The sequence below is a fragment of the Variovorax sp. V213 genome (assembly GCF_041154455.1).
Lineage (GTDB): Bacteria > Pseudomonadota > Gammaproteobacteria > Burkholderiales > Burkholderiaceae_C > Variovorax.
On the sequence record NZ_AP028664.1, the window covers coordinates 1,576,415 to 1,600,244 of the forward strand.

A 23,830-nucleotide genomic window follows, 5' to 3' on the forward strand; every position below is an offset into this window, starting at 1 on the left:
AATCACGCCCGTTCCGCGGGCGTTGCAGGCCAAAGACCATGAAAGCCATTGAAATCACTTCGTACGGCGCCCCTGAGGTGCTGCGCGCTGTGGAGCGCCCGGATCCGGTGGCCGGCGTGGGCGAGCTGCTGATCCGCGTCGCGGCCAGCGGTGTGAACCGTCCGGACGTGCTGCAGCGCAAGGGGCACTATCCGGTGCCGCCGGGCGCTTCCGACCTGCCGGGCCTCGAAGTGGCCGGCGAGATCGTGTCGGGCGATGCCGCGGCCTTGGCCGAAGCGGGTTTCAAGATCGGCGACCGCGTCTGCGCGCTGATTGCAGGCGGCGGCTATGCCGAGTTGTGCGTGGCGCCTGTGGCGCAATGCCTGCCGGTGCCCAAGGGCTGGAACGATACCGAGGCAGCCTCGCTGCCCGAGACATTCTTCACCGTCTGGAGCAACGTGTTCGAGCGGGGCCGCCTGCAAAAGGGCGAAACCCTGCTGATCCAGGGCGGCTCCAGCGGCATCGGCGTGACGGCCATCCAGATCGCCAAGGCGCTGGGTGCGACTGTGATCGTCACGGCCGGCAGCGACGACAAGTGCGAAGCTTGCAAGGCACTGGGCGCCGACCACGCGATCAATTACCGCACGAGCGACTTCGCCGAAGAGGCAAAGAAGCTGACCGGCGGCAAGGGTGTGGACGTGATTCTCGACATGGTCGCCGGCGACTACGTGGCGCGCGAGATCGAATGCATGGCCGAAGACGGCCGGCTCGTGATCATCGCGGTGCAGGGCGGCGTCAAGAGCGACTTCAACGCGGGCCTGGTGCTGCGCAAGCGGCTGGTGATCACCGGCTCGACCCTGCGGCCCCGGCCGGTGGCCTTCAAGGGGGCCATCGCAATGGCGCTGCGCGAAAAGGTCTGGCCGCTGCTCGAAAGCGGCGCGATCAAGCCCGTGATCCACAGCACCTTTGTGGCGGGCGGCGAACCCAGCGGCGCGGCACAGGCGCATGCGCTGATGGAATCCAACCAGCACATCGGCAAGATCGTGCTGACATGGTGACGGGCAACAACACGATGACAACGACCAAAAAGAAGCTGATCGCGGGCAATTGGAAGATGAACGGCAGCCTTGCTGCCAACGAGGCACTGGTGAAAGCCCTGCAGCAGGGCCTGGCCGCGGCGCCGGCCGGTTGCGACGTCGCGCTTTGCGCGCCGGCCCCGTATTTCGCCCAGCTGCAATCGCTGCTGGCGGGCTCCACGGCCATGGCGCTCGGCGCACAGGATATTTCGGCGCACCCGCAAGGTGCGTTCACCGGCGAGCAATCGGCGGCCATGCTGAAGGAATTCGGCGTGCGCTACGCGATCGTCGGCCATTCGGAGCGCCGCCAGTACCACGGCGAAACCGACGAAGCGGTGGCGGCCAAGACGGCGGCTGCGCTGGCGAACGGCATCACGCCGATCGTCTGCGTGGGCGAAACGCTGGCCGAGCGCGAAGCGGGGCACACCGAAGAAGTCGTCAAGCGCCAGCTGGCGGCGGTGATCCATGTCAACGGCCACTGCATCAGCGAAATCGTCGTGGCCTACGAGCCCGTCTGGGCCATCGGCACCGGCAAGACGGCCACGCCCGAGCAGGCGCAGGCGGTTCATGCCGTGCTGCGTGCGCAACTGCACCACGCCGCCAGCGAACACGCGGCCGGCATCTGCATTCTCTATGGCGGCAGCATGAACGCGGCCAATGCCGCAGAGCTGCTCGCACAGCCTGACATCGACGGCGGCCTCATTGGTGGCGCGTCGCTCAAGGCCCCCGACTTTTTGCAGATCATTTCCGCTGCCGCTCGCTGAACGCGAGCCGCGGCTGCCATCAATTAGGAGTAAGAACGAATGAATGTGGTCCTCAATCTTCTGGTCGGCGTGCAGATGCTGTCGGCCCTTGCAATGATCGGGCTGATCCTGATCCAGCACGGCAAGGGCGCCGACATGGGCGCGGCCTTCGGCAGCGGTAGTGCCGGCAGCCTGTTCGGTGCCAGCGGCAGTGCGAATTTCCTTTCGCGCACCACGGCGGTCCTGGCAGCGGTGTTCTTTGCATGCACGCTGCTCCTGGCCTACTTCAGCCATGCGCGGCCCACGGGCGGCGGCAGCCTGCTGGAACGCGCGGCCGTGGGGACGCCTGCTGCGCCCGCTTCCGGTGCTGCAGGGCAAATTCCTTCGGGTACCTCCGGTGCCGTGGCGCCTGCCAAGGCACCAGCTTCGGCGCCTGCCGCACCTGTTTCGGGCCCGGGCCAGATCCCGAACAAATAATCAAGTTGTTTTCATGAAGTCGCCAGCGAGAAACGGCTTCATTTCAGGGTAAACTCTAAAGCTGTTCGGAAAGCCAAACACCTTTCCAGGTACCTCATGCCATCCGAACAAAAAACCGCGGTCGTGGTGAAATTGGTAGACACGCTATCTTGAGGGGGTAGTGGCGAAAGCTGTGCGAGTTCGAGTCTCGCCGACCGCACCAAATCTCACTGGCAGAAAGCCTCATCCAGAGTGTTTTTCTGCCGGTGGCAAGCGGTGAAAAATCTCCCGATGAACCTCGATTCCTATCTCCCCGTCCTTTTGTTCATTCTGGTCGGTGTCGGTGTAGGTGTCGCACCGCAAGTCATCGGCTACATCCTGGGTCCCAACCGGCCCGACGCAGCGAAGAACGCTCCCTACGAGTGCGGCTTCGAGGCCTTCGAGGATGCGCGCATGAAATTCGACGTGCGCTATTACCTCGTCGCCATTCTCTTCATCCTGTTCGATCTCGAGATTGCCTTTCTCTTTCCGTGGGCCATCGCGCTCAAGGAAATCGGCGCCGTCGGCTTCTGGGCCATGATGATCTTTCTCGCCATCCTCGTCGTGGGCTTTGTCTACGAGTGGAAAAAAGGCGCGCTCGACTGGGAATGACAAGGAATCGACAAAATGGCCATTGAAGGCGTCATGAAGGAAGGCTTCGTCACCACCACCTACGACTCGGTGGTGAATTGGGCGAAGACCGGATCACTGTGGCCGATGACTTTCGGTCTGGCTTGCTGTGCCGTCGAGATGATGCACGCGGGCGCGGCCCGCTACGACATCGACCGTTTCGGCATGCTGTTTCGGCCCAGCCCCCGTCAGTCCGATCTGATGATCGTGGCCGGCACGCTGTGCAACAAGATGGCGCCGGCGCTGCGCAAGGTCTACGACCAGATGCCGGAGCCGCGCTGGGTGCTCTCGATGGGCTCTTGCGCCAATGGCGGCGGCTACTACCACTACAGCTATTCAGTGGTGCGCGGCTGCGACCGCATCGTGCCTGTCGACGTCTATGTGCCGGGTTGCCCGCCCACCGCCGAAGCCCTGCTTTACGGCGTGATCCAGCTGCAGCAGAAGATTCGCCGCACCAACACCATTGCCCGCGCCTGAGGGATTGCCGACGATGACTGACTTTGCAATATCGCCGGAGGTGCTGCGCGCCACCATCGCCGAGGTGCTCGGCGCCAGGGCCAAGAGCGTCACGCTCGCATTGGGCGAGGTGACCGTGGTGGTTGCTGCCGACGCCTACATCGAGGCGGCCACGCTGCTGCGCGATGCGTCCGGCTGCCGTTTCGAGCAGCTGATCGACCTCTGCGGCATGGACTACTCCGACTATCGCGAAGGCGAGTGGCAGGGCGAGCGCTATTGCGTCGTCACGCACCTGCTTTCGGTAAGCCTCAACCAGCGCGTGCGCCTCAAGGTGTTCGCCCCCAACGAAGACCTGCCGGTGGTCGATTCGCTCCAGCCCGTCTGGAACGCGGCCACGTGGTTCGAACGCGAGGCCTTCGACCTCTACGGCATCGTGTTCGAGGGGCACGACGACCTGCGCCGCATTCTTACCGACTACGGCTTCATCGGCCATCCGTTCCGCAAGGACTTCCCGGTGTCCGGCCACGTCGAGATGCGCTACGACGAAGAGCAGAAGCGCGTCGTCTACCAGCCGGTATCGATCGAGCCCCGCGAAATCACGCCGCGCGTGATCCGCGAAGACAACTACGGCAGCGGTTTGCACTGATATGGCCGAAATCAAGAACTACACACTCAACTTCGGTCCCCAGCATCCGGCAGCGCACGGCGTGCTGCGCCTGGTGCTCGAGCTCGACGGCGAAGTGATCCAGCGCGCCGATCCGCACATCGGCCTCTTGCACCGCGCAACCGAAAAGCTCGCCGAATCGCGCACCTTCATCCAGTCGCTGCCCTACATGGACCGCCTCGACTACGTGTCGATGATGTCCAACGAGCATGCCTACTGCCTCGCCATCGAGCGGATGATGGGCCTGGACGTGCCGATTCGCGCGCAGTACATCCGCGTGATGTTCGCCGAGATCACCCGCCTGCTGAACCACCTGCTGTGGCTCGGCGCGCACGGCCTCGACTGCGGTGCGATGAACATGCTCATCTACTGCTTCCGCGAGCGTGAAGACCTGTTCGACATGTACGAAGCCGTGTCGGGCGCGCGCATGCATGCGGCGTACTTCCGGCCGGGCGGTGTCTACCGCGACCTGCCGGATGCCATGCCGCAGTACAAGGTCAGCAAGATCAAGAACGCGAAGGCGATCGAGCGTCTCAACGAGAACCGCCAGGGCTCGCTGCTCGACTTCATCGACGACTTCTGCAAGCGCTTCCCGAAGATGGTCGACGAGTACGAGACGCTGCTCACCGACAACCGCATCTGGAAGCAGCGCACCGTGGGCATCGGCGTCGTGACGCCAGAGCGCGCGCTGAACCTCGGCTTCACCGGCCCGATGCTGCGCGGCTCGGGCGTCGAGTGGGACCTGCGCAAGAAGCAGCCCTACGACGTCTACGACCAGATGAGGTTCGATGTGCCGGTCGGCAAGACCGGCGACTGCTACGACCGCTACCTCGTGCGCGTGGAAGAAATGCGCCAGGCCAACAAGATCATCCAGCAGTGCTCGGCCTGGCTGCGCGCCAACCCCGGCCCGGTGATCACCAACAACCACAAGGTGGCAGCGCCAGCGCGCGAATCGATGAAGGCGAACATGGAGGAGCTGATCCACCATTTCAAGCTCTTCACCGAAGGCTTCCACGTGCCCGAAGGCGAGGCGTATGCCGCCGTCGAGCACCCGAAGGGCGAGTTCGGCATCTACCTGGTGAGCGACGGCGCCAACAAGCCGTACCGCCTGAAGATCCGGGCCCCCGGCTTCCCGCACCTTGCCGCCCTCGACGAAATGTCGCGCGGCCACATGATCGCCGACGCTGTCGCGGTGATCGGCACGATGGACATCGTGTTCGGCGAAATCGACAGGTGAGAAAGAGCGAATGACGACTTCCTCGACCCACCATGACACGGCGCCTACGGCGCCTTCTGCTCCTCTGAAGCCCGCGATTCTCGAGCGCTTTGCGCGCGAAGTCGCCAAGTACCCTGAAGCCGGCAAGCAGTCGGCCGTGATGGCCTGCCTGGCCATCGTGCAGCAGGACGAAGGCTTCGTCAGCATGCAGCGCGAACGCGAGATCGCCGAGTACCTCGGCATGGCGCCCATCGCCGTGCACGAGGTCACGACCTTCTACAACATGTACAACCAGCATCCGGTGGGCAAGTTCAAGCTCAACGTGTGCACCAACCTCCCGTGCCAGCTGCGCGACGGCGTCACCGCGCTCGTCCACCTCGAGAAGAAGCTCGGCATCAAGATGGGCGAGACCACGGCCGATGGCCTGTTCACGCTGCAGCAGAGCGAATGCCTGGGTGCCTGCGCCGATTCGCCCGTGATGCTGGTCAACGACCGCACCATGTGCAGCTTCATGAGCAACGAGAAGCTCGACCAGCTCATCGACGGATTGCGCGCCTCCACCGGCGCCACCAAAGGGGAGGCTGCGTGATGTCGCCCGAACAAGTGCTCCAGCAATTCCAGGCGACGGGCGTCCAGACCTGTTTCCATGACCGCCACATCGAGCCGCAGATCTATGCGGGACTCGACGGCACCAACTGGCGCCTGGCCGACTACGAAGCGCGCGGCGGCTACAAGGCGCTGCGCAAGATCCTCACCGAGGGGCTCACGCCCGACCAGGTGATCGCCGAAGTCAAGGCTTCGGGCCTGCGCGGCCGCGGCGGCGCGGGTTTTCCGACCGGCCTGAAGTGGAGTTTCATGCCGCGCCAGTTTCCGGGGCAGAAGTACCTCGTCTGCAACTCCGACGAAGGCGAGCCCGGCACGTGCAAGGACCGCGACATCCTGCAGTTCAACCCGCACATCGTGATCGAAGGCATGGCCATCGCCGCGTATGCGATGGGCATCAGCGTGGGCTACAACTACATCCACGGCGAGATCTTCCAGAGCTACGACCGCTTCGAGGAGGCCCTCGAAGAAGCGCGCGCCGCCGGCTACCTCGGCGACAAGATCATGGGCAGCACGTACAACTTCCAGTTGCACGCCGCCCACGGCTTCGGCGCCTACATCTGCGGCGAGGAAACCGCGCTGCTCGAATCGCTCGAAGGCAAGAAGGGCCAGCCGCGCTTCAAGCCGCCGTTCCCGGCGAGCTTCGGCCTGTACGGCAAGCCGACCACCATCAACAACACCGAGACCTTTGCGGCGGTGCCCTGGATCATCAACAACGGCGGTCCGGCCTACCTCGAATGCGGCAAGCCGAACAACGGCGGCACCAAGATCTACTCGGTGAGCGGTGACGTCGAACTGCCCGGCAACTACGAAGTGCCCATGGGCACGCCGTTCTCCAAGCTCCTGGAGCTGTGCGGCGGTGTTCGCAAGGGCCGCACCCTCAAGGCCGTGATTCCCGGCGGGTCGTCGTCACCGGTGCTGCCCGCTTCCATCATGATGGAATGCACGATGGACTACGACTCCATCGCCAAGGCCGGCTCCATGCTCGGTTCGGGCGCCGTCATCGTCATGGACGACAGCCGCTCGATGGTCGAGTCGCTCAGGCGCCTGTCGTACTTCTACATGCACGAGTCCTGCGGCCAGTGCACGCCTTGCCGCGAAGGCACGGGCTGGCTCTACCGCGTGGTGGACCGCATTCACAACGGCCAGGGCAGGGCGTCCGACATGGACCTGCTCAACTCCGTGGCAGACAACATCCAGGGTCGCACGATCTGTGCCCTCGGCGACGCGGCGGCCATGCCGGTGCGCGCCATGATCAAGCACTTCCGTCACGAGTTCGAGGCCTTGATTCCGGGCTACGTCCCGAAAGCGCCCGTCAAGGCCTGAGCGCGATGAAATTGCCCCCTTACTCACATTCGTTCGCTGCCCCCCGAGGGGCGCTGGCCTCCCTTGGGGCGGCCCGGCGGAAGCCCACACATATGGTTGAAATCGAACTCGACGGCAAGAAGGTCGAAGTGACCGAAGGCAGCATGGTGATGCATGCGGCCGACAAGGCGGGCACCTACATCCCGCACTTCTGCTATCACAAGAAGCTCAGCATCGCGGCCAACTGCCGCATGTGCCTGGTCGACGTGGAAAAAGCGCCCAAGCCGATGCCGGCCTGCGCCACGCCCGTCACGCAGGGCATGATCGTTCGCACCAAGAGCGAAAAGGCCATCAAGGCGCAGCAGTCGGTCATGGAGTTCCTCCTGATCAACCACCCGCTGGATTGCCCCATTTGCGACCAGGGCGGCGAATGCCAGCTGCAAGACCTGGCCGTGGGCTACGGCGGTTCTTCTTCGCGCTACGAAGAAGAAAAACGCGTCGTCTTCCACAAGGACGTCGGCCCGCTGATCAGCATGGAAGAAATGAGCCGCTGCATCCATTGCACGCGCTGCGTCCGCTTCGGCCAGGAAGTGGCCGGCGTGATGGAGCTCGGCATGACGCAACGTGGCGAGCACTCCGAAATCGAAACCTTCCTCGGCGATTCGGTCGACTCCGAACTGTCGGGCAACATGATCGACATCTGCCCGGTCGGCGCGCTCACGAGCAAGCCGTTCCGCTACAGCGCCCGCACCTGGGAGCTGTCGCGCCGCAAGTCGGTGAGCCCGCACGACTCCACCGGCGCCAACCTGATCGTCCAGGTCAAGAACAACCGCGTGATGCGCGTGGTGCCGCTCGAGAACGAAGACGTCAACGAGTGCTGGATTGCCGACCGCGACCGCTTCTCCTACGAAGGGCTCAACGGCCCGGAACGCCTCACGCAGCCCATGCTCAAGCAGGGCGGCCAATGGCACCAGGTCGACTGGCAGACCGCGCTCGAATACGTGGCCAACGGCCTGAAGCAGATCAAGGCTGACCACGGCGCGCAGAGCATCGGCACGCTGGCGAGCCCGCACAGCACGCTCGAAGAGCTGCAGCTTGCCGCCATGCTCACGCGTGAACTCGGCAGCGACAACATCGACTACCGCCTGCGCAACGCCGAATTCACGGCGTTCGAAGGCGTGCGCTGGCTCGGCACCTCGATCGCATCGCTCACGCAGCTGCAGCGCGCGCTGGTCGTCGGTTCGAACCTGCGCAAGGACCACCCGCTGTTCGCGCAGCGCATCCGCCAGGCCGTGCGAAAGGGCGCCGCGCTGTCGGTGATCACCTCGGCCAGCCTGATGGCCGACCGCGAAGCCTGGGCCATCAGCGTGGCGCAATCGACGATCGTCGAAGCCGACCAGTGGGTCGAAGCGCTGGCCGCTGTTGCCGCGGCCATCGGCCAGACCAACGGCGCCGCTGCGCCTCTGGCACCGAAGAATGCACCGGATGCCGCCGCGCAGGCCATCGCAGCTTCGCTGCTGAGCGGCGAGCGCAAGGCCATCCTGCTCGGCAATGCCGCCGCCCACCACGCGCAAGCCAGCAGCCTGCTGGCCCTCGCGAACTGGATCGGCGCGCAGACCGGCGCCACCGTCGGCTACCTGACCGAAGCCGCCAACACCGTGGGCGCGCAACTCGTCGGCGCGTTCCCGAAGAACGGCGGCCTCGATGCCGGCCGCATGCTGGCGGCGGGTTCCGGCCTCAAGGCGGTGCTGCTGCTCAATACCGAGCCGGTGTTCGACTCGGCCGCGGGCGCCGCAGCCGCCGATGTCATCGGCAATGCGCAAATGGTCGTCACGCTGAGCCCCTTCAAGGCCAACCTCGAGTTCAGCGACGTGCTGCTGCCCATCGCGCCGTTCACCGAAACGCCGGGCACCTTCGTCAATGCCGAAGGCCGCCTGCAAAGCTTCCATGCCGTCGTGAAGCCGCAAGGCGAAGCGCGCCCGGCCTGGAAGGTGCTGCGCGTGCTCGCCAACCTGCTCGGCCTGCCGGGCTTTGCTTTCGAATCGACCGCCGACGTGCTGCGCACCATCGGCGACAACGGCGCCGTGCCGGCCGATGTGCTCCGCAATACGACCGCCGCAAAGGCCGTGGCTTCCACGGGTGCGGTTCCCGCACCCGTGGTCGCGAGCATCTACCGGCTCGACTCGATCGTGCGCCGCGCACCGTCGCTGCAACTTACCGCCGATGCGCGCAACGCATTGGCAGCACCGGCCCGTGCCGAGGAGGCATTGGCATGATCGATTCACTGCATGCTTTCGGCCAGGGCTTGGTCCATGCGGGCTGGTGGACAGCCGCGGCCTGGCCCGTGATCTGGACGCTGATCAAGATCATCGTGGTCGTGCTTCCGCTGATGGGGGCCGTGGCCTACCTCACGCTGTGGGAGCGCAAGGCCATCGGCTTCACGCAGATCCGCATCGGCCCGAACCGCATCGGGCCGCTGGGCCTGCTGCAGCCCATCGCCGACGCGCTCAAGCTGCTGACCAAGGAAATCATTCTTCCGACGGTCGCCAACAAGGGCCTGTTCCTGCTGGGCCCGATCATGACCATCATGCCGGCGCTCGCCGCATGGGCCGTGATTCCCTTCGGTCCCGATGTGGCGCTGGCCAACATCAACGCCGGCCTGCTGTTCGTGATGGCCATCACCTCGCTCGAGGTCTACGGCGTGATCATCGCGGGCTGGGCTTCCAACTCGAAGTACGCCTTCCTTGGCGCGCTGCGCGCCTCGGCGCAGATGGTGAGCTACGAAATCGCGATGGGCTTCTGCTTCGTCGTGGTGCTGATGGTCTCGGCCAGCCTGAACATGACCGACATCGTGACAGGGCAGGGCAAGGGCACGTTCGCATCGATGGGCATCGGGTTCCTGTCGTGGAACTGGCTGTCGCTGCTGCCGATCTTCGTCGTCTACTTCATCTCGGGCCTGGCTGAAACCAACCGCCACCCCTTCGACGTGGTCGAAGGCGAGTCCGAAATCGTCGCGGGCCACATGATCGAGTACTCGGGCATGAGCTTTGCCATGTTCTTCCTGGCCGAGTACGCCAACATGTGGCTGGTCTCGATCCTGTGCGTGGTGCTGTTCCTCGGCGGATGGCTGCCGCCGTTCGAGTTCCTGAGCTTCATCCCCGGTTGGATCTGGCTCGGTGCCAAGACCTTCTGCGTGGTCACCATGTTCCTGTGGGTTCGCTCGACGTTCCCGCGCTTCCGCTACGACCAGATCATGCGTCTGGGCTGGAAGATCTTCATCCCGGTCACGCTCGTGTGGCTGGTCGTGGTCGGTGCCTGGATGCAGACCCCGTTCAACATCTGGAAATAACTGGAAGCGCCAACATCATGTCTGCTGCGCATACCGCAACAACGTCCGCTCCGTTCTCGCTCAAGGATTTTTTGGGCAGCTTCATGCTGTTCGAACTGTTCAAGGGTCTTGCCATCACCGGCAAGTACGCCTTCGCCCGCAAGATCACGGTGCAGTTTCCCGAAGAAAAAACGCCGCTTTCGCCGCGCTTTCGCGGCCTGCACGCGCTGCGCCGCTATGAAAACGGCGAAGAGCGCTGCATTGCCTGCAAGCTCTGCGAAGCCGTGTGCCCGGCGCTCGCCATCACCATCGAATCCGATGTGCGCGACGACGGCTCGCGCCGCACCACGCGCTACGACATCGACTTGACCAAGTGCATCTTCTGCGGTTTCTGCGAAGAGAGCTGCCCGGTCGACTCGATCGTCGAGACCCACATCTTCGAATACCACGGCGAAAAGCGCGGCGACCTGTACTTCACCAAGGACATGCTGCTGGCCGTGGGCGACCGCTACGAAAAAGAAATTGCAGCGAACAAGGCGGCCGACGCCAAGTACCGCTGATCCCGCTCAGCCCGAACCCCGTACCAATTCGAATTCCAAATGGACGTCAAGACCGGTCTGTTCTATCTGTTTGCCGTGGTGCTGCTGTTTGCAGCCTTCCGCGTCATCACCGCCCGCAATCCCGTATACGCCGCGCTGTACCTGGTGCTGGCCTTCTTCCAGGCCTCGGCGATCTGGCTTTTGCTGCGCGCCGAGTTTTTGGCGATCGCGCTCGTGCTCGTCTATGTCGGGGCGGTGATGGTGCTGTTCCTGTTCGTCGTGATGATGCTGGACATCAACGTCGACGGCCTGCGGCAGGGCTTCTGGAAGCACTTTCCGCTGGCTGCCGGCGTGGGCGCGCTCATCGCGCTCGAAATGGCCGCGGTGCTGATGGGCGGCTTTCGCCTCGGTGAAGCGCCGCGCGCCATGGCGATCACCTCTCCCAACAGCTCGAACACGCTCGAACTCGGCAAGCTGCTGTATTCCGAATACCTCTATCCGCTGGAAATTGCCGCGGTCATCCTGCTCGTGGCCATCGTGGCCGCCATTGCACTGACGCTGCGCACCCGCAAGGACAGCAAGTACGTCAACCCGTCGGACCAGGTGCGCGTGAAGGCACGCGACCGCGTTCGCATCGTGCAGATGGCGGTCACGCGCGCCGCCGAGCCCGTGGTGGAAGCACCCGCCGACGCCGCAGCGGCAAAGGAAAACAAGGCATGACGCTCACGCTCGGACACTTTCTATCGCTCGGCGCCATGCTCTTTGCGCTCTCGGTGATCGGCATTTTCCTGAACCGCAAGAACCTCATCGTGCTGCTGATGGCCATCGAGCTGATGCTGCTCGCGGTGAACATGAACTTCGTGGCGTTCTCGTACTACCTGGGCGACATGCACGGCCAGATCTTCGTGTTCTTTATCCTGACGGTGGCCGCGGCCGAATCGGCCATCGGCCTTGCGCTGCTGGTCTTGTTGTTCCGCAACAAGTCCAACATCAACGTCGACGAACTCAACTCACTCAAGGGTTGAAAGCAGTATGAGCGCAACCCTTTCCGCACCCACCCTGCTGGCCGTGCCGCTGGCACCCCTGGTCGGCGCCGTCGTCGCCGGCCTGTTCGGCACCAAGTTCGGCGGCAACCATATCGGCCGCAAGGTCACGCACTCGCTGACCATCCTCGGTGTTTTCGTCGCTTTCATCATCTCGGCCATGACGCTGAAGAGCGTGGTGGTCGACGGCGCCCGCTTCAACGCCACCATCTACGAATGGATGGTGGTCGGCGGCCTCAAGATGGAGATCGGCTTCCTGGTCGACGGCCTCACGGCCATGATGATGTGCGTGGTGAGCTTCGTCTCGCTGATGGTGCACGTCTACACCATCGGCTACATGGAAGAAGACGAGGGCTACAACCGCTTCTTCGCGTACATATCGCTCTTCACCTTCTCGATGTTGATGCTCGTCATGAGCAACAACATGCTCCAGCTGTTCTTCGGCTGGGAGGCGGTGGGCCTGGTGTCGTACCTGCTGATCGGCTTCTGGTTCAACAAGCCGACCGCCATCTTCGCGAACATGAAGGCCTTCCTGGTCAACCGCGTGGGCGACTTCGGCTTCATTCTCGGCATCGGCCTGATCGCGGCCTACGCCGGTACGCTGAACTACGGCGAGGCTTTCGCCAAGGCCAACACGCTGGCTGGCATCACCTTCCCCGGCACCGAGTGGATGCTGGTGACCGTGATCTGCATCTGCCTGTTCATCGGCGCCATGGGCAAGAGCGCGCAGTTCCCGCTGCACGTGTGGCTGCCCGACTCGATGGAAGGCCCGACCCCCATCTCGGCACTGATCCACGCGGCAACCATGGTGACGGCGGGTATCTTCATGGTGGCGCGCATGTCGCCGCTGTTCGAACTCAGCGACACCGCCTTGAGCTTCATCCTAGTGATCGGTGCCATCACGGCGCTGTTCATGGGCTTCCTCGGCATCATCCAGAACGACATCAAGCGCGTGGTCGCGTACTCGACGCTCTCGCAGCTGGGCTACATGACGGTGGCGCTCGGCGCATCGGCCTATTCGGTCGCGGTGTTCCACCTGATGACGCACGCCTTCTTCAAGGCGCTGCTGTTCCTCGGCGCGGGCTCGGTGATCATCGGCATGCACCACAACCAGGACATCCGCTGGATGGGCGGCGTGCGCAAGTACATGCCGATCACCTGGATCACCTCGCTCGTGGGTTCGCTCGCGCTGATCGGCACGCCGTTCTTCGCCGGTTTCTACTCGAAGGACAGCATCATCGAAGCGGTGCACGAAAGCCACCTGTGGGGCGCGCAGTTCGCCTATTACGCAGTGCTGGCCGGCGTGTTCGTGACGGCGTTCTACTCGTTCCGCATGTACTTCCTGGTGTTCCACGGCAAGGAGCGCTACGACCAGAATCCCGACGCGCACCATCACGACGAGCATGCTGAGCACGACGAGAACCATGGCCATCACGGCCAGAAGCCGCACGAATCGCCCTGGGTGGTGTGGCTGCCGCTGGTTCTGCTGGCCATCCCGTCCGTGGTGATCGGCTTCATGACGATCGAGCCGATGCTCTTCGGCGAGTTCTTCAAGGGCGCCATCGCCGTCGACGCCGACAAGCACCATGCCATGAAGGAACTCGGAGAAGCCTTCCACGGCCCCGTGGCCATGGCGATCCACGGCCTGACGGCGCCGCCGTTCTGGCTGGCGCTGGCCGGCGTGGTGCTCTCGTTCTACATGTACATGGTCAATCCGGCGCTGCCGGCCGCGATCAAGCGCGCCTTCGGCCCGGTCTATCGCCTGCTGGACAACAAGTACTACCTCGACTGGTTCAACGAGAACGTCCTCGCCCGTGCCACGCGTGCCTTTGGCACCGGCCTGTGGAAGGGCGGCGACCAGGCGTTGATCGATGGTGCCCTGGTCAACGGTTCATGGAAGGTCGTCGGCCGCGTCTCGGGCGCGGTGCGCTGGCTCCAGTCGGGCTACATCTATCACTACGCCTTCGCGATGCTGCTCGGCATCTTCATCCTGATGACGTACTTCGTCTGGTTCAAACGCTGAGCTTTAGCGCTGGAGAAAAAGAAAAATGGGTTTGTTGAGCCTTGCCATCTGGGTGCCGATCGCATTCGGTGTCGCGTTGCTGGCGTTCGGCCGTGACGAGCACGCCCGGGGCGTGCGCTGGGTCGCGCTGGTCGGCGCCATCGTCAGTTTCCTGGTGACCGTGCCGCTTTACACGGGCTTCCAGAACGGCACCGCCGCGATGCAGTTCGTCGAAAAGGCCAGCTGGATCACACGCTTCAATGTCAGCTACCACGTTGGCATCGACGGCCTGTCGCTCTGGCTGGTGCTGTTGACCTCGTTCACCACCGTGGTGGTCGTGATCTCGGCCTGGGAAGTGATCACCGAGCGCGTCAACCAGTACATGGCCGCGTTCCTGATTCTTTCGGGCTTCATGATCGGCGTGTTCGCCGCGCTCGACGGCATCCTGTTCTACGTGTTCTTCGAAGCCACGCTGATCCCGATGTATCTCATCATCGGCATCTGGGGCGGCCCGAACAAGATCTACGCGGCGTTCAAGTTCTTCATCTACACCTTGCTCGGCTCGCTGCTGACGCTGGTGGCGCTGATCTACCTGTACAACAAGTCGGGCGGCAGCTTCGACATCCTGAGCTGGCACAAGCTTCCGCTCGGTTCCACGGCGCAGACCTTCCTGTTCTTCGCGTTCTTTGCCGCCTTTGCGGTCAAGGTGCCGATGTGGCCGGTCCACACCTGGCTGCCCGACGTGCACGTCGAGGCGCCGACCGGTGGCTCGGCCGTGCTGGCCGCCATCATGCTGAAGCTCGGTGCCTACGGTTTCCTGCGCTTCTCGATGCCGATCGCGCCCGACGCCTCGCACGAATGGGCCTGGCTCATGATCGGGCTGTCGCTGATCGCGGTGATCTATGTCGGCCTGGTGGCGCTGGTGCAGGAAGACATGAAGAAGCTCGTGGCGTACTCGTCGGTCGCGCACATGGGCTTCGTCACGCTCGGCTTCTTCATCTTCAACGAGCTCGGCGTGTCCGGCGGCATCGTGCAGATGATTGCGCACGGCTTCGTGTCGGGCGCCATGTTCCTCGGCATCGGCGTGCTGTACGACCGCGTGCATTCGCGCCAGATCGCCGATTACGGCGGCGTGGTCAACACCATGCCCAAGTTCGCCGCGTTCGCGCTGCTGTTCGCCATGGCCAACTGCGGCCTGCCGGGCACCGCCGGTTTCGTGGGCGAATGGATGGTCATCCTGGGTGCGGTCAAGGCCAACTTCTGGCTCGGCATGGGTGCCGCGACCGCGCTGATCTTCGGCGCGGCCTACACACTCTGGATGTACAAGCGCGTGTACCTCGGCCCGGTCGGCAACGACCACGTCAAGGAACTCAGCGACATCAATGCCCGCGAGTTCCTGATGCTGTCGCTGCTGGCCATTGCCGTGCTGTGGATGGGCCTCTATCCGAAGCCGTTCACCGCTGCGATGGATGCTTCCGTGACGGAGCTCCTGCGCCATGTGGCGATTTCGAAGCTGCCCTCCTGATGAAGAGAACGAGATGATTGACAAACTCAGCTGGGTCGCGATCTACCCCGAAGTCGTGCTGCTGGTCATGGCCTGCATCATTGCGCTGGTCGACCTGTCGAGCACCAGTGCGCAGCGCACGCGCACCTACATCCTGACGCTGCTCACGCTGGCCGTGGTGGCCGTCTTGACCGGCATCGCCGCCAACGACGGCAAGACGGTCTACGGCTTCGGCGGCATGGTCGTGAGCGACCCCATGGGCAACTGGCTCAAGTGCTTTGCCACGGTGGCCCTGATGGTCACGCTGGTCTATGGCCGGCCCTACGCGGCGGACCGAGAAATGCTGCGCGGCGGCGAAATGTTCACCATCAGCATGTTTGCGCTGCTGGGCATGTTCGTGATGATCTCGGGCAGCAACTTCCTCTTGATCTACCTGGGCCTCGAACTGCTCACGCTCTCGAGCTACGCGCTGGTGGCGCTGCGCCGCGACAACGCGGTGGCAAGCGAAGCGGCCATGAAGTACTTCGTGCTCGGCGCCATGGCCAGCGGCTTCCTGCTCTACGGCCTCTCCATGATGTACGGCGCGACCGGTTCGCTCGACGTCAACGAGGTGTTCAAGATCATCGCGAGCGGCAAGGTGAACCACCAGGTGCTGGTGTTCGGCCTGGTGTTCATCGTCGCGGGCCTGGCCTTCAAGGTGGGGGCTGCGCCTTTCCACATGTGGGTGCCCGACGTGTACCAGGGCGCCCCGACGGCCGTCACGCTGCTGATCGGCGCGGCGCCCGAGCTGGCCGCCTTCGCCATCATCATCCGCCTGCTGGTGGAAGGGCTGCTGCCGCTGGCCATCGACTGGCAGCAGATGCTGGCCCTGCTGGCCATCGCATCGCTGCTGGTGGGCAACCTCGCCGCCATCGCGCAGACCAACCTCAAGCGCATGCTGGCCTACTCGACCATTGCGCAGATGGGCTTCATGCTGCTCGGCCTGGTGGCGGGCGTGGTCAACGGCAACACCTACAACGCGCAGTTCGCGTACAGCGCCTCGATGTTCTACATCGTGACCTACGTGCTGACCACGCTGGCGAGCTTCGGCATCATCCTGCTGCTGGCGCGCGAGGGCTTCGAAAGCGAAGAGATCACCGACCTGGCAGGCCTGAACCAGCGCAGCCCGCTGTATGCCGGCGTGATGGCCATCGCGATGTTCTCGCTCGCGGGCCTGCCGCCGCTGGTCGGGTTCTATGCCAAGCTGGCGGTCCTGCAGGCGCTGATCGCGTCGGGCCAGGCGCTCTATATCGGCCTGGCCGTGTTTGCGGTGATCACGTCGCTGATCGGCGCCTTCTACTACCTGCGCGTGGTCAAGGTCATGTATTTCGACGCTCCCGTCACGGCCAGCACCGTGTCGGCGCCGCGCGACGTGCGCACCGTGCTCTCGATCAACGGCTTGCTGATTCTCTTGCTGGGCATCGTTCCCGGCGGCCTTATGACGCTGTGCGCCAACGCCATCGTGGCGACGCTGGCCAACTGATCCCGGCCAGAGCACGGTGTCGCAAACCGCCTCGGTCTGGGTCGTGCTCGTGGTGGCGCTGCTGGCGGCCAACCTGCCGTTCTTCAACGACCGGCTGTTTGGCGCCATACCGCTGCAAGTCCATCCCAAGTCGCTGGCGATCCGCCTTGCCGAACTGGTGGTGATGTACTTCGTCGCTGGCGGCGTGGGACTGCTGTTCGAACGCAGGGCAGGGCAGATCGCCCCGCAGGGCTGGGAGTTCTACGCGGTGACCGGCGCGCTTTTCATCGTGCTGGCATTTCCAGGATTCACCTGGCGCTACCTCATGAAGCACAGGCACTGACATGACTTCCACCTCCATTGCCGAATCGCACCTGAAGGAAGAACGCACCGCCAGCGAGGTCCTGGTCAAGGGCAACTTCCTCCAGGTCTGCCGCGACACCGTGCGCCTGCCCGACGGCCACACCGCCACGCGCGAGTACGTGATCCATCCGGGCGCGGTGGTGGTGGTTCCGCTGCTCGACGACGGCCGCGTGGTGCTGGAGCGCCAGTACCGCTATCCGGTCGGGCACGTGATGACCGAGTTTCCGGCCGGCAAGCTCGACGCGGGCGAGGATCCGTTCCTTTGCGGCCAGCGCGAGCTGCTCGAGGAAACCGGCTACACCGCGCGCGAATGGGCATATGCCGGCGCCATGCACCTGGCGGTGGCTTATTCCACCGAGATCATCCACATCTACTTTGCGCGCGGCCTTTCGCTCGGCAAGCGCCAACTCGACCACGGCGAGTTTCTCGACGTTTTCACGGCCACGCCGCAGGAAGTGGCCGGCTGGTGCCGCGACGGCACGATCACCGACGCCAAGTCGCTCACTTGCGCGCTCTGGCTGCAGAACGTCCTTTCGGGCGCATGGGAACTCGATTGGCAGGCCCCCGCTGCGCAAGGCGGCGCGGGATAATCCGCGCATGAAGGTTCTCGATCTACGCTGCTCGCATGGCCACGGCTTCGAAGGCTGGTTTGCGTCCAACGAGGCGTTTGAAACCCAACTCTCGGCCGGCCTCGTCGAGTGCCCGGTCTGTGCCGACACGCGCATCGTCAAGCTGCTGAGCGCGCCGCGCCTCAACCTTGGCAATGCGAAGGAACCCGCGGGTGCCGCCGCAGCGCCGGGCCCTGCTTCGGCTGCCAAGGCGCAGTTGCCGGCCGAAATGTCTCCCGAGGCGCGCTGGATGCGCGCCGTGCGCGAGGTTCTCGCGAAGACCGAGGACGTCGGCGAGCGTTTTGCCGACGAGGCTCGCAAGATGCACTACGGCGAAGCCGAAGAGCGCGGAATCCGCGGCCAGGCCACCCGCGAGCAGACCGAAGCGCTGCTCGAAGAAGGCATTCCGGTGATGCCGCTGCCGATACCCGCCGCGCTCAAGGAAACGCTGCAGTAATCCGCTGCTGCCGCTCTTGCGGCTTCAAGCCGCGAATTGAAGGGCCGCCAGGCGGGCGTACACCCCGCCTTGCGCTACCAGCGTGGCATGCGTTCCGTGTTCGACGATGCCGCCATGGTCGAGCACGATGATGCGGTCGGCCTTCTGGACCGTGGCCAGGCGGTGCGCAATGACGAGCGTGGTCCGGCCTTCCATTGCCGATTCGAGCGCCGCCTGCACCATGCGCTCGCTCTCCGCATCGAGCGCGCTCGTCGCTTCGTCCAGCAACAGGAGTGGCGGGTTCTTGAGAATGGCGCGCGCGATCGCGATGCGCTGGCGCTGTCCGCCCGACAAGCGCACCCCGCGCTCGCCGAGGAAGGTGTCGTAGCCCTCGGGCAATGCCTGCAGAAAGTCGTGTGCAAAGGCCGCGCGGGCGGCGGCATGCACCTCGTCGGCGGTTGCGTCGGGGCGTCCGTAGCGGATGTTTTCGAAAGCGCTGGCCGAGAAGATCACGGCATCCTGCGGCACCAGGCCGATGCGGGTGCGCAGATCGCGCAGCGCGAGCGAGGCCAGCGGCACGCCGTCGAGCAGCAGCCGCCCTGACTGGGGGTCGTAATAGCGCAGCAGCAACTGGAACACCGTGCTCTTGCCCGCGCCGCTCGAGCCCACCAGCGCCACCGTTTCGCCGGGCGCGATGTCGAGGCTGAAGTTCTTCAGCGCCGGCGTGCCGGGGCGCGAGGGGTAGTGAAAAGTCACCGCCTCGAGCTTGACGGCGCTGCCCGCCACAGGAACGGGCGCAGCTGCCGGATCCGGCGGGGAGACGATCGCCGCCGGCGCATGAAGCAGTTCCATCAGGCGCTCCGTCGCGCCGGCCGCCCGCAGCAGGTCGCCGTAGACCTCGCCGAGCACGGCGGTCGCGCTCGCGAGAATGGCCACGTAGACCACCGTCTGGCCCAGGTGGCCGGCCGTGATGTCGCCGCGCAGCACGGCCTGCGTGCCCTGGTACAGGCCCCAGAGCAGCGCTGCCGAGGTGGCGATGATGATGAAGGCCACCAGCACCGAACGCGCCTTGGTGCGGCGCACCGCGGTCCTGAAGGCATTTTCGGTCGATGCATTGAAGCGGCCTGCTTCACGCGATTCGGCGGTGTAGCTCTGCACCACCGGAATGGCATTGAGCACCTCGGCCGCGATGGCGCTCGAGTCGGCCACCCGGTCCTGGCTGGCGCGCGAGAGCTTGCGCACGCGGCGGCCGAACCACATGCTGGGCAGCACCACCAGCACCAGGATGCCCAGCACCTGGACCATCACGTAGGGGTTGGTCCAGATCAGCACCGCCAGGGCGCCCACGCCCATGACCGCGTTGCGCAGCCCCATGCTCAGCGACGAGCCGACCACCGTCTGTACCAGCGTGGTGTCGGCCGTCAGGCGCGACAGCACTTCGCCGGTCTGGGTCGTTTCGAAGAACGCCGGGCTCTGCCGCAGCACGTGGCCGTACACGGCATTGCGCAGGTCTGCGGTGACGCGCTCGCCGAGCCAGCTCACCGTGTAGAAGCGCGCGGCCGAAAAAAGACCCAGGGCCACGGCCACGGCGAAGAGAGCGCCGAAGTGCTCGCGCAGCGCCATGGTCTGCGCACCCTTGTCGGCGCTGACCAGCCCGCCATCGATCAGGCTGCGCAGCGCCAGCGGAAAGACCAGGGTCGTGATCGCGGCGAACACCAGAAAAATGCCCGCCAGAACGATCTGGATGCGGTATGGCCGTAGAAAAGGGTTCAGGCCCGACAGCGATCGGGGCGAGCCCTTGGCTGGTGAAGACAGAGGGGAAGAAGCCATTGCTCGGATTCTACCGACCCTTGCCGCCACAAAGGCGGCCTTGACAATAATTGCCGAGGCAATTAATATTCAGCCCATGAGCGATGCAGATACCCCGCCCGATACTTCCCAGGCCCCACCGGCCTCCCGCGACCCCGAGCGCCGGCCGGCCGACTTTTACCGTGCCGAAACCTACCAGGCCGAGGAAAGCATCGGGTACTTGATGCGGCGCATATTGAGCGCAGTGGCCCAGGCAGTGGAAACCCGCATGTGCGAGCCCGGCAGCCCGACCTTTCCCCAGTGGCTGCCGCTGTACAAGCTGCACGTCGGCGCGGCCACCACCGTGGCCGAACTGGCCCGCGCCTGCGAGCTCGACGCCGGTGCCATGACGCGCCTGCTCGACCGCCTCGAGGCCAAGGGCCTGTGCCGCCGCGTTCGCTCGCTCGAAGACCGCCGCGTGGTCAATATCGAACTCACCGAAGAAGGCCGCGCCGCCGCCAAGGAAGTCCCGCACGTACTGAGCCGTGTGCAGAACGAGCACCTGGCGGGTTTCACCAACGAAGAGTGGGAGCAGCTCAAGGGTTACCTGCGCCGCATCCTCGACAACGCGCAGGCCCTCGCAGCCCGTGGAGAAAAAAATGACTGAATCCCTTGCCGCGCGCGCTGTGCGCCGCACCCCCGTCGTCGCCGCTGCTGCAATCCTGATGGTCGCGCTGGCCGGTTGTGCCGACATGGCCGGCATCGGCTCGGAGGCCAAGCTTCGCGATGCTTCTTCGCTTGGCATTGCCGCGGACGGCAGCGCTGCCACCGTGCCGAGCGTCGATCGCCAATGGTGGCTGGCCTTCGGCGATGCGCAGCTCAACACGCTGATCGACCAGGCGGTGGCCGGCAATCCGAACCTCCAGGTGGCGCGCGCGCGCCTCGCGCGGGCGCAGGCTTCCGCGGACATCGCCGAGTCGGCCTTGAAACCCAAGGTCAATGGCGAACTCGACCTGAACCGCCAGAAGTTCAACAGCAACTACATCTATCCCGCACCGCTGGGCGGCTCGACGCAGAACATCGGCCTGCTGCAGCTGGGCGCCAGCTGGGAGCTCGACTTCTTCGGCAAGAACCGCACCGCGCTCGAAGCCGCCATCGGCAGCGCCAATGCCGCGGCGGCCGATGCCGACGCCGCGCGCGTACTGCTGGCCAGCAACGTGGCGCGCAGCTACTTCCAGTGGGCGCGCCTGAACGAGCAACTCGGCGTGGCGCAGCGCACGCTGGCCCAGCGCGACGAAACGCTCAAGCTCGTGCGCGACCGTGTGTCTGCGGGCCTCGACACCCGCCTCGAACTGCGCCAGAGCGAAGGCGGCTTGCCCGAAGCGCGCCAGCAGATCGAAGCACTCAACGAGCAGATCGCGCTACAGCAGCACGCACTCGATGCGCTCGTGGGCCAGCCCAACGTGTCCGCATCGCTCAAGCCGCCGATGCTGGAGGCCGTCAAGCCCATCGCACTGCAGGCCAACATTCCGGCCGACCTGCTGGGCCGCCGCGCCGACATTGCCGCCGCGCGCTGGCGCGTCGAGGCCGCCACCAGCGACGTGGCCAATGCCAGGACCCAGTTCTATCCCAACGTGAATCTCACGGCCTTCGTCGGCTTCCAGAGCCTGGGATTCGGCAAGCTGCTCAAGTCGGGCAGCGAGCAGTGGGGCGTGGGTCCCGCGATCCACCTGCCGATCTTCGAAGGCGGCCGCCTGCGCGCCAACCTGCGCGGCAAGGCGGCCGATCTGGACGCCGCGATCGAGAGCTACAACGCCACCGTCCTCGACGCGGTGCGCGACGCGGCCGACCAGGTGTCGAGCGCGCAGTCGATCGCCCGCCAGCAGGCTGAACAGCGCGCCGCGCAGACGGCGGCCGAAGGTGCCTACGACATCGCGGTGCAGCGTTACCGCGCCGGCCTCGGCAACTACCTCAATGTGCTGACCGCGGAAACCGCCGTGCTCGCGCAGCGCCGGCTGGCGGTCGATCTTGCCGCCCGCGCGCTCGACACGCAGGTGGGCCTGGCGCGCGCTCTCGGTGGCGGCTGGCAGCCGCCGGCGACCGCCACCGCCGCGGCGCCCGCGCCGTCCGCATCGAACTGAACTGAACCGACTTCTTCGTCTTCGGAAAGAACTTCATCATGAGCGACAACAACACCCCGACGCCCGCTGCTTCCGCAGCCCCCACCACCGCACCCGCAGCGCCTGCCGACAACGGCAAGCGCCGCCGCGCGCTGACCGCGCTCGCCGCGGTGGTGATCGTCGCCGGCGGCGGCTGGGGACTCTACGAATGGCTGGTTGCCAGCCACTACGAAGACACCGACAACGCCTACGTGCAGGGCAACGTCATCCAGATCACGCCGCAGATCGGCGGCACCGTCATGGCCATCAACGCCGACGACACCGACTTCGTGAAGGCCGGCCAGCCGCTGGTGCAGCTGGACCCCGCCGATGCGAAGGTGGCGCTCGAGCAGGCCGAAGCCGCGCTCGCGCAGGCCGTGCGCCAGGTACGCACGCTGTACGCCAACAATGGCTCGCTGGCGGCGCAGGTCACGCTGCGACAGGCCGACATCGTCAAGGCGCAGAGCGACATCGCCAAGGCGCAGGACGACCTGCAGCGCCGCCGCGCGCTGTCGGGCAATGGCGCGGTTTCGAAGGAAGAGCTCAACCACGCCGAGACGGCGCTCGACAATGCCAGGAGCCAGCTTGCGGCCGCGCAGGCCGGCGTGGTGGCCGCGCGCGAAGCGCTGACCAGCAACCAGTCGCTGACCGAGGGCACCAGCGTGGCCCAGCACCCGAGCGTGCTGGCCGCCGCCGCCAAGGTGCGCGAGGCGTACCTGGCCACGCAGCGCGTGGCGCTGCCCGCGCCGGTCGACGGCTACGTTGCCAAGCGCACCGTGCAGCTCGGCCAGCGCGTCGCGGCGGGCACGCCGATGATGTCGATCGTGCCGCTCAACCAGCTGTGGGTCGACGCCAACTTCAAGGAAGTGCAGCTGCGCAACATCCGCATCGACCAGCCGGTGAAGCTCAAGGCCGACGTCTACGGCAAGAAGGTTGAATACACCGGCAAGGTCGCGGGCCTCGGCGTGGGTACCGGCAGCGCCTTTGCGCTGCTGCCGGCGCAGAACGCCACCGGCAACTGGATCAAGGTGGTGCAGCGCGTGCCGGTGCGCATCGCGCTCGACCCCGAGCAGCTCAAGGCCAACCCGCTGCGCATCGGCCTTTCGATGGATGCCGAGATCGACATCTCGCAGAAGAGCGGCAAGATGCTGGCCGATGCGCCGCGTGCCACCGCCATGTCGCAGACGCAGGTCTACAGCAAGCTCGACCAGGGCGCCGACGCCGAAGTCGATCGCATCGTGGCCGCGAATCTCGGGCGCGGCGCGCCGGCAGCTTCCGCGGCGCCGGCAACGGGCCGCTCGGCCACGCCGGCAGCCAATGCCGCGACCGCTGCGCAAGGTGCTTCGCAATCCCATCCCGGCTGATCGCCGTTAACGGTTCCCGAGGCAAAGC

Annotated in this window: 24 protein-coding genes and 1 tRNA gene; 24 read left to right on the top strand and 1 reads right to left on the bottom strand. The window is 65.1% G+C overall.

The window, feature by feature from the left end; translation table 11 throughout:
* The first annotated feature begins 38 nt into the window (after positions 1-38).
* The 21 genes from ACAM55_RS07605 to ACAM55_RS07705 all read left to right on the top strand — a co-directional run bounded on the left by ACAM55_RS07605 (position 39) and on the right by ACAM55_RS07705 (position 18,512).
* Entirely contained in the window at positions 39-1,037 is a 999-nt protein-coding gene (locus tag ACAM55_RS07605; RefSeq protein WP_369655426.1) for an NAD(P)H-quinone oxidoreductase, read from the top strand.
* Entirely contained in the window at positions 1,031-1,819 is a 789-nt protein-coding gene (tpiA, locus tag ACAM55_RS07610; RefSeq protein ID WP_369655427.1) for a triose-phosphate isomerase, read from the top strand. Before ACAM55_RS07605 ends, tpiA begins: the two co-directional genes overlap by 7 nt.
* 39 nt (positions 1,820-1,858) lie before the next feature.
* Entirely contained in the window at positions 1,859-2,275 is a 417-nt protein-coding gene (secG, locus tag ACAM55_RS07615) for a preprotein translocase subunit SecG (RefSeq protein WP_369655428.1), read from the top strand.
* A gap of 117 nt (positions 2,276-2,392) precedes the next feature.
* Positions 2,393-2,477 (top strand) — tRNA-Leu (locus ACAM55_RS07620).
* A 68-nt stretch (positions 2,478-2,545) separates the two neighbouring features.
* Positions 2,546-2,905: an NADH-quinone oxidoreductase subunit A gene (locus tag ACAM55_RS07625; RefSeq protein ID WP_055805154.1), complete on the top strand. Its 360-nt coding sequence runs from the start codon at positions 2,546-2,548 to the stop codon at positions 2,903-2,905.
* Positions 2,906-2,920: 15 nt separating this feature from the next.
* Complete coding sequence (locus ACAM55_RS07630; RefSeq protein WP_012748606.1) at positions 2,921-3,400, top strand: NADH-quinone oxidoreductase subunit B family protein; 480 nt, start codon at positions 2,921-2,923, stop codon at positions 3,398-3,400.
* Between the two features lie 13 nt (positions 3,401-3,413).
* Entirely contained in the window at positions 3,414-4,025 is a 612-nt protein-coding gene (locus ACAM55_RS07635) for an NADH-quinone oxidoreductase subunit C (RefSeq protein ID WP_369655429.1), read from the top strand.
* Position 4,026: 1 nt separating this feature from the next.
* Entirely contained in the window at positions 4,027-5,280 is a 1,254-nt protein-coding gene (locus ACAM55_RS07640; protein ID WP_369655430.1) for an NADH-quinone oxidoreductase subunit D, read from the top strand.
* 10 nt (positions 5,281-5,290) lie between these two features.
* Positions 5,291-5,848 (top strand): NADH-quinone oxidoreductase subunit NuoE, encoded by a 558-nt coding sequence (nuoE, locus tag ACAM55_RS07645; protein ID WP_369655431.1) that lies wholly within the window; start codon positions 5,291-5,293, stop codon positions 5,846-5,848.
* The gene (gene nuoF / locus ACAM55_RS07650; RefSeq protein WP_369655432.1) at positions 5,848-7,188 is read left to right on the top strand and encodes an NADH-quinone oxidoreductase subunit NuoF; all 1,341 of its coding nucleotides are present in this window, start codon (positions 5,848-5,850) and stop codon (positions 7,186-7,188) included. Before nuoE ends, nuoF begins: the two co-directional genes overlap by 1 nt.
* Before the next feature lie 92 nt (positions 7,189-7,280).
* On the top strand, positions 7,281-9,443 hold the full coding sequence (gene nuoG, locus ACAM55_RS07655; protein WP_369655433.1) for an NADH-quinone oxidoreductase subunit NuoG: 2,163 nt from the start codon (positions 7,281-7,283) through the stop codon (positions 9,441-9,443).
* Positions 9,440-10,516: an NADH-quinone oxidoreductase subunit NuoH gene (gene nuoH, locus ACAM55_RS07660; RefSeq protein ID WP_369655434.1), complete on the top strand. Its 1,077-nt coding sequence runs from the start codon at positions 9,440-9,442 to the stop codon at positions 10,514-10,516. Before nuoG ends, nuoH begins: the two co-directional genes overlap by 4 nt.
* A gap of 17 nt (positions 10,517-10,533) precedes the next feature.
* Positions 10,534-11,055 carry an NADH-quinone oxidoreductase subunit NuoI gene (nuoI, locus tag ACAM55_RS07665; protein WP_055805171.1) on the top strand — a complete coding sequence of 174 codons (522 nt, stop codon included), beginning with the start codon at positions 10,534-10,536 and terminating at the stop codon, positions 11,053-11,055.
* Positions 11,056-11,094: 39 nt separating this feature from the next.
* Positions 11,095-11,754: an NADH-quinone oxidoreductase subunit J gene (locus ACAM55_RS07670; RefSeq protein ID WP_369655435.1), complete on the top strand. Its 660-nt coding sequence runs from the start codon at positions 11,095-11,097 to the stop codon at positions 11,752-11,754.
* Complete coding sequence (gene nuoK / locus ACAM55_RS07675; RefSeq protein ID WP_012748597.1) at positions 11,751-12,059, top strand: NADH-quinone oxidoreductase subunit NuoK; 309 nt, start codon at positions 11,751-11,753, stop codon at positions 12,057-12,059. Before ACAM55_RS07670 ends, nuoK begins: the two co-directional genes overlap by 4 nt.
* A 7-nt stretch (positions 12,060-12,066) precedes the next feature.
* A complete protein-coding gene (nuoL, locus tag ACAM55_RS07680; RefSeq protein ID WP_369655436.1) occupies positions 12,067-14,100 on the top strand; it encodes an NADH-quinone oxidoreductase subunit L in 2,034 nt (677 codons plus the stop codon).
* 25 nt (positions 14,101-14,125) lie between these two features.
* Positions 14,126-15,604, top strand: a complete 1,479-nt coding sequence (locus ACAM55_RS07685) for an NADH-quinone oxidoreductase subunit M (protein ID WP_369655437.1) — start codon at positions 14,126-14,128, stop codon at positions 15,602-15,604.
* 13 nt (positions 15,605-15,617) lie between these two features.
* Complete coding sequence (gene nuoN, locus ACAM55_RS07690; protein ID WP_369655438.1) at positions 15,618-17,105, top strand: NADH-quinone oxidoreductase subunit NuoN; 1,488 nt, start codon at positions 15,618-15,620, stop codon at positions 17,103-17,105.
* Between the two features lie 16 nt (positions 17,106-17,121).
* Positions 17,122-17,427: a DUF2818 family protein gene (locus ACAM55_RS07695; protein WP_369655439.1), complete on the top strand. Its 306-nt coding sequence runs from the start codon at positions 17,122-17,124 to the stop codon at positions 17,425-17,427.
* A 1-nt stretch (position 17,428) separates the two neighbouring features.
* Positions 17,429-18,037, top strand: coding sequence for an NUDIX domain-containing protein (locus tag ACAM55_RS07700; RefSeq protein WP_369655440.1), 609 nt, complete (start codon positions 17,429-17,431; stop codon positions 18,035-18,037).
* A 7-nt stretch (positions 18,038-18,044) separates the two neighbouring features.
* Positions 18,045-18,512: a DUF1178 family protein gene (locus ACAM55_RS07705; RefSeq protein WP_369655441.1), complete on the top strand. Its 468-nt coding sequence runs from the start codon at positions 18,045-18,047 to the stop codon at positions 18,510-18,512.
* Between the two features lie 24 nt (positions 18,513-18,536).
* Here the strand turns inward: ACAM55_RS07705 and ACAM55_RS07710 are convergent, their stop codons facing one another.
* A complete protein-coding gene (locus ACAM55_RS07710) occupies positions 18,537-20,321 on the bottom strand; it encodes an ABC transporter transmembrane domain-containing protein (RefSeq protein ID WP_369655442.1) in 1,785 nt (594 codons plus the stop codon).
* A 76-nt stretch (positions 20,322-20,397) separates the two neighbouring features.
* On the opposite strand from ACAM55_RS07710, the gene ACAM55_RS07715 reads away from it, so the two are divergent.
* From ACAM55_RS07715 to ACAM55_RS07725, 3 genes are read left to right on the top strand one after another with little or no spacing between them, the layout of a single operon-like run.
* On the top strand, positions 20,398-20,946 hold the full coding sequence (locus tag ACAM55_RS07715; protein WP_369655443.1) for a MarR family winged helix-turn-helix transcriptional regulator: 549 nt from the start codon (positions 20,398-20,400) through the stop codon (positions 20,944-20,946).
* Positions 20,939-22,420: an efflux transporter outer membrane subunit gene (locus tag ACAM55_RS07720; protein ID WP_369655444.1), complete on the top strand. Its 1,482-nt coding sequence runs from the start codon at positions 20,939-20,941 to the stop codon at positions 22,418-22,420. The genes ACAM55_RS07715 and ACAM55_RS07720 overlap by 8 nt, the downstream gene beginning before the upstream one ends.
* A gap of 38 nt (positions 22,421-22,458) precedes the next feature.
* Positions 22,459-23,802 (top strand): efflux RND transporter periplasmic adaptor subunit, encoded by a 1,344-nt coding sequence (locus tag ACAM55_RS07725; protein ID WP_369655445.1) that lies wholly within the window; start codon positions 22,459-22,461, stop codon positions 23,800-23,802.
* Positions 23,803-23,830: the final 28 nt, after the last annotated feature.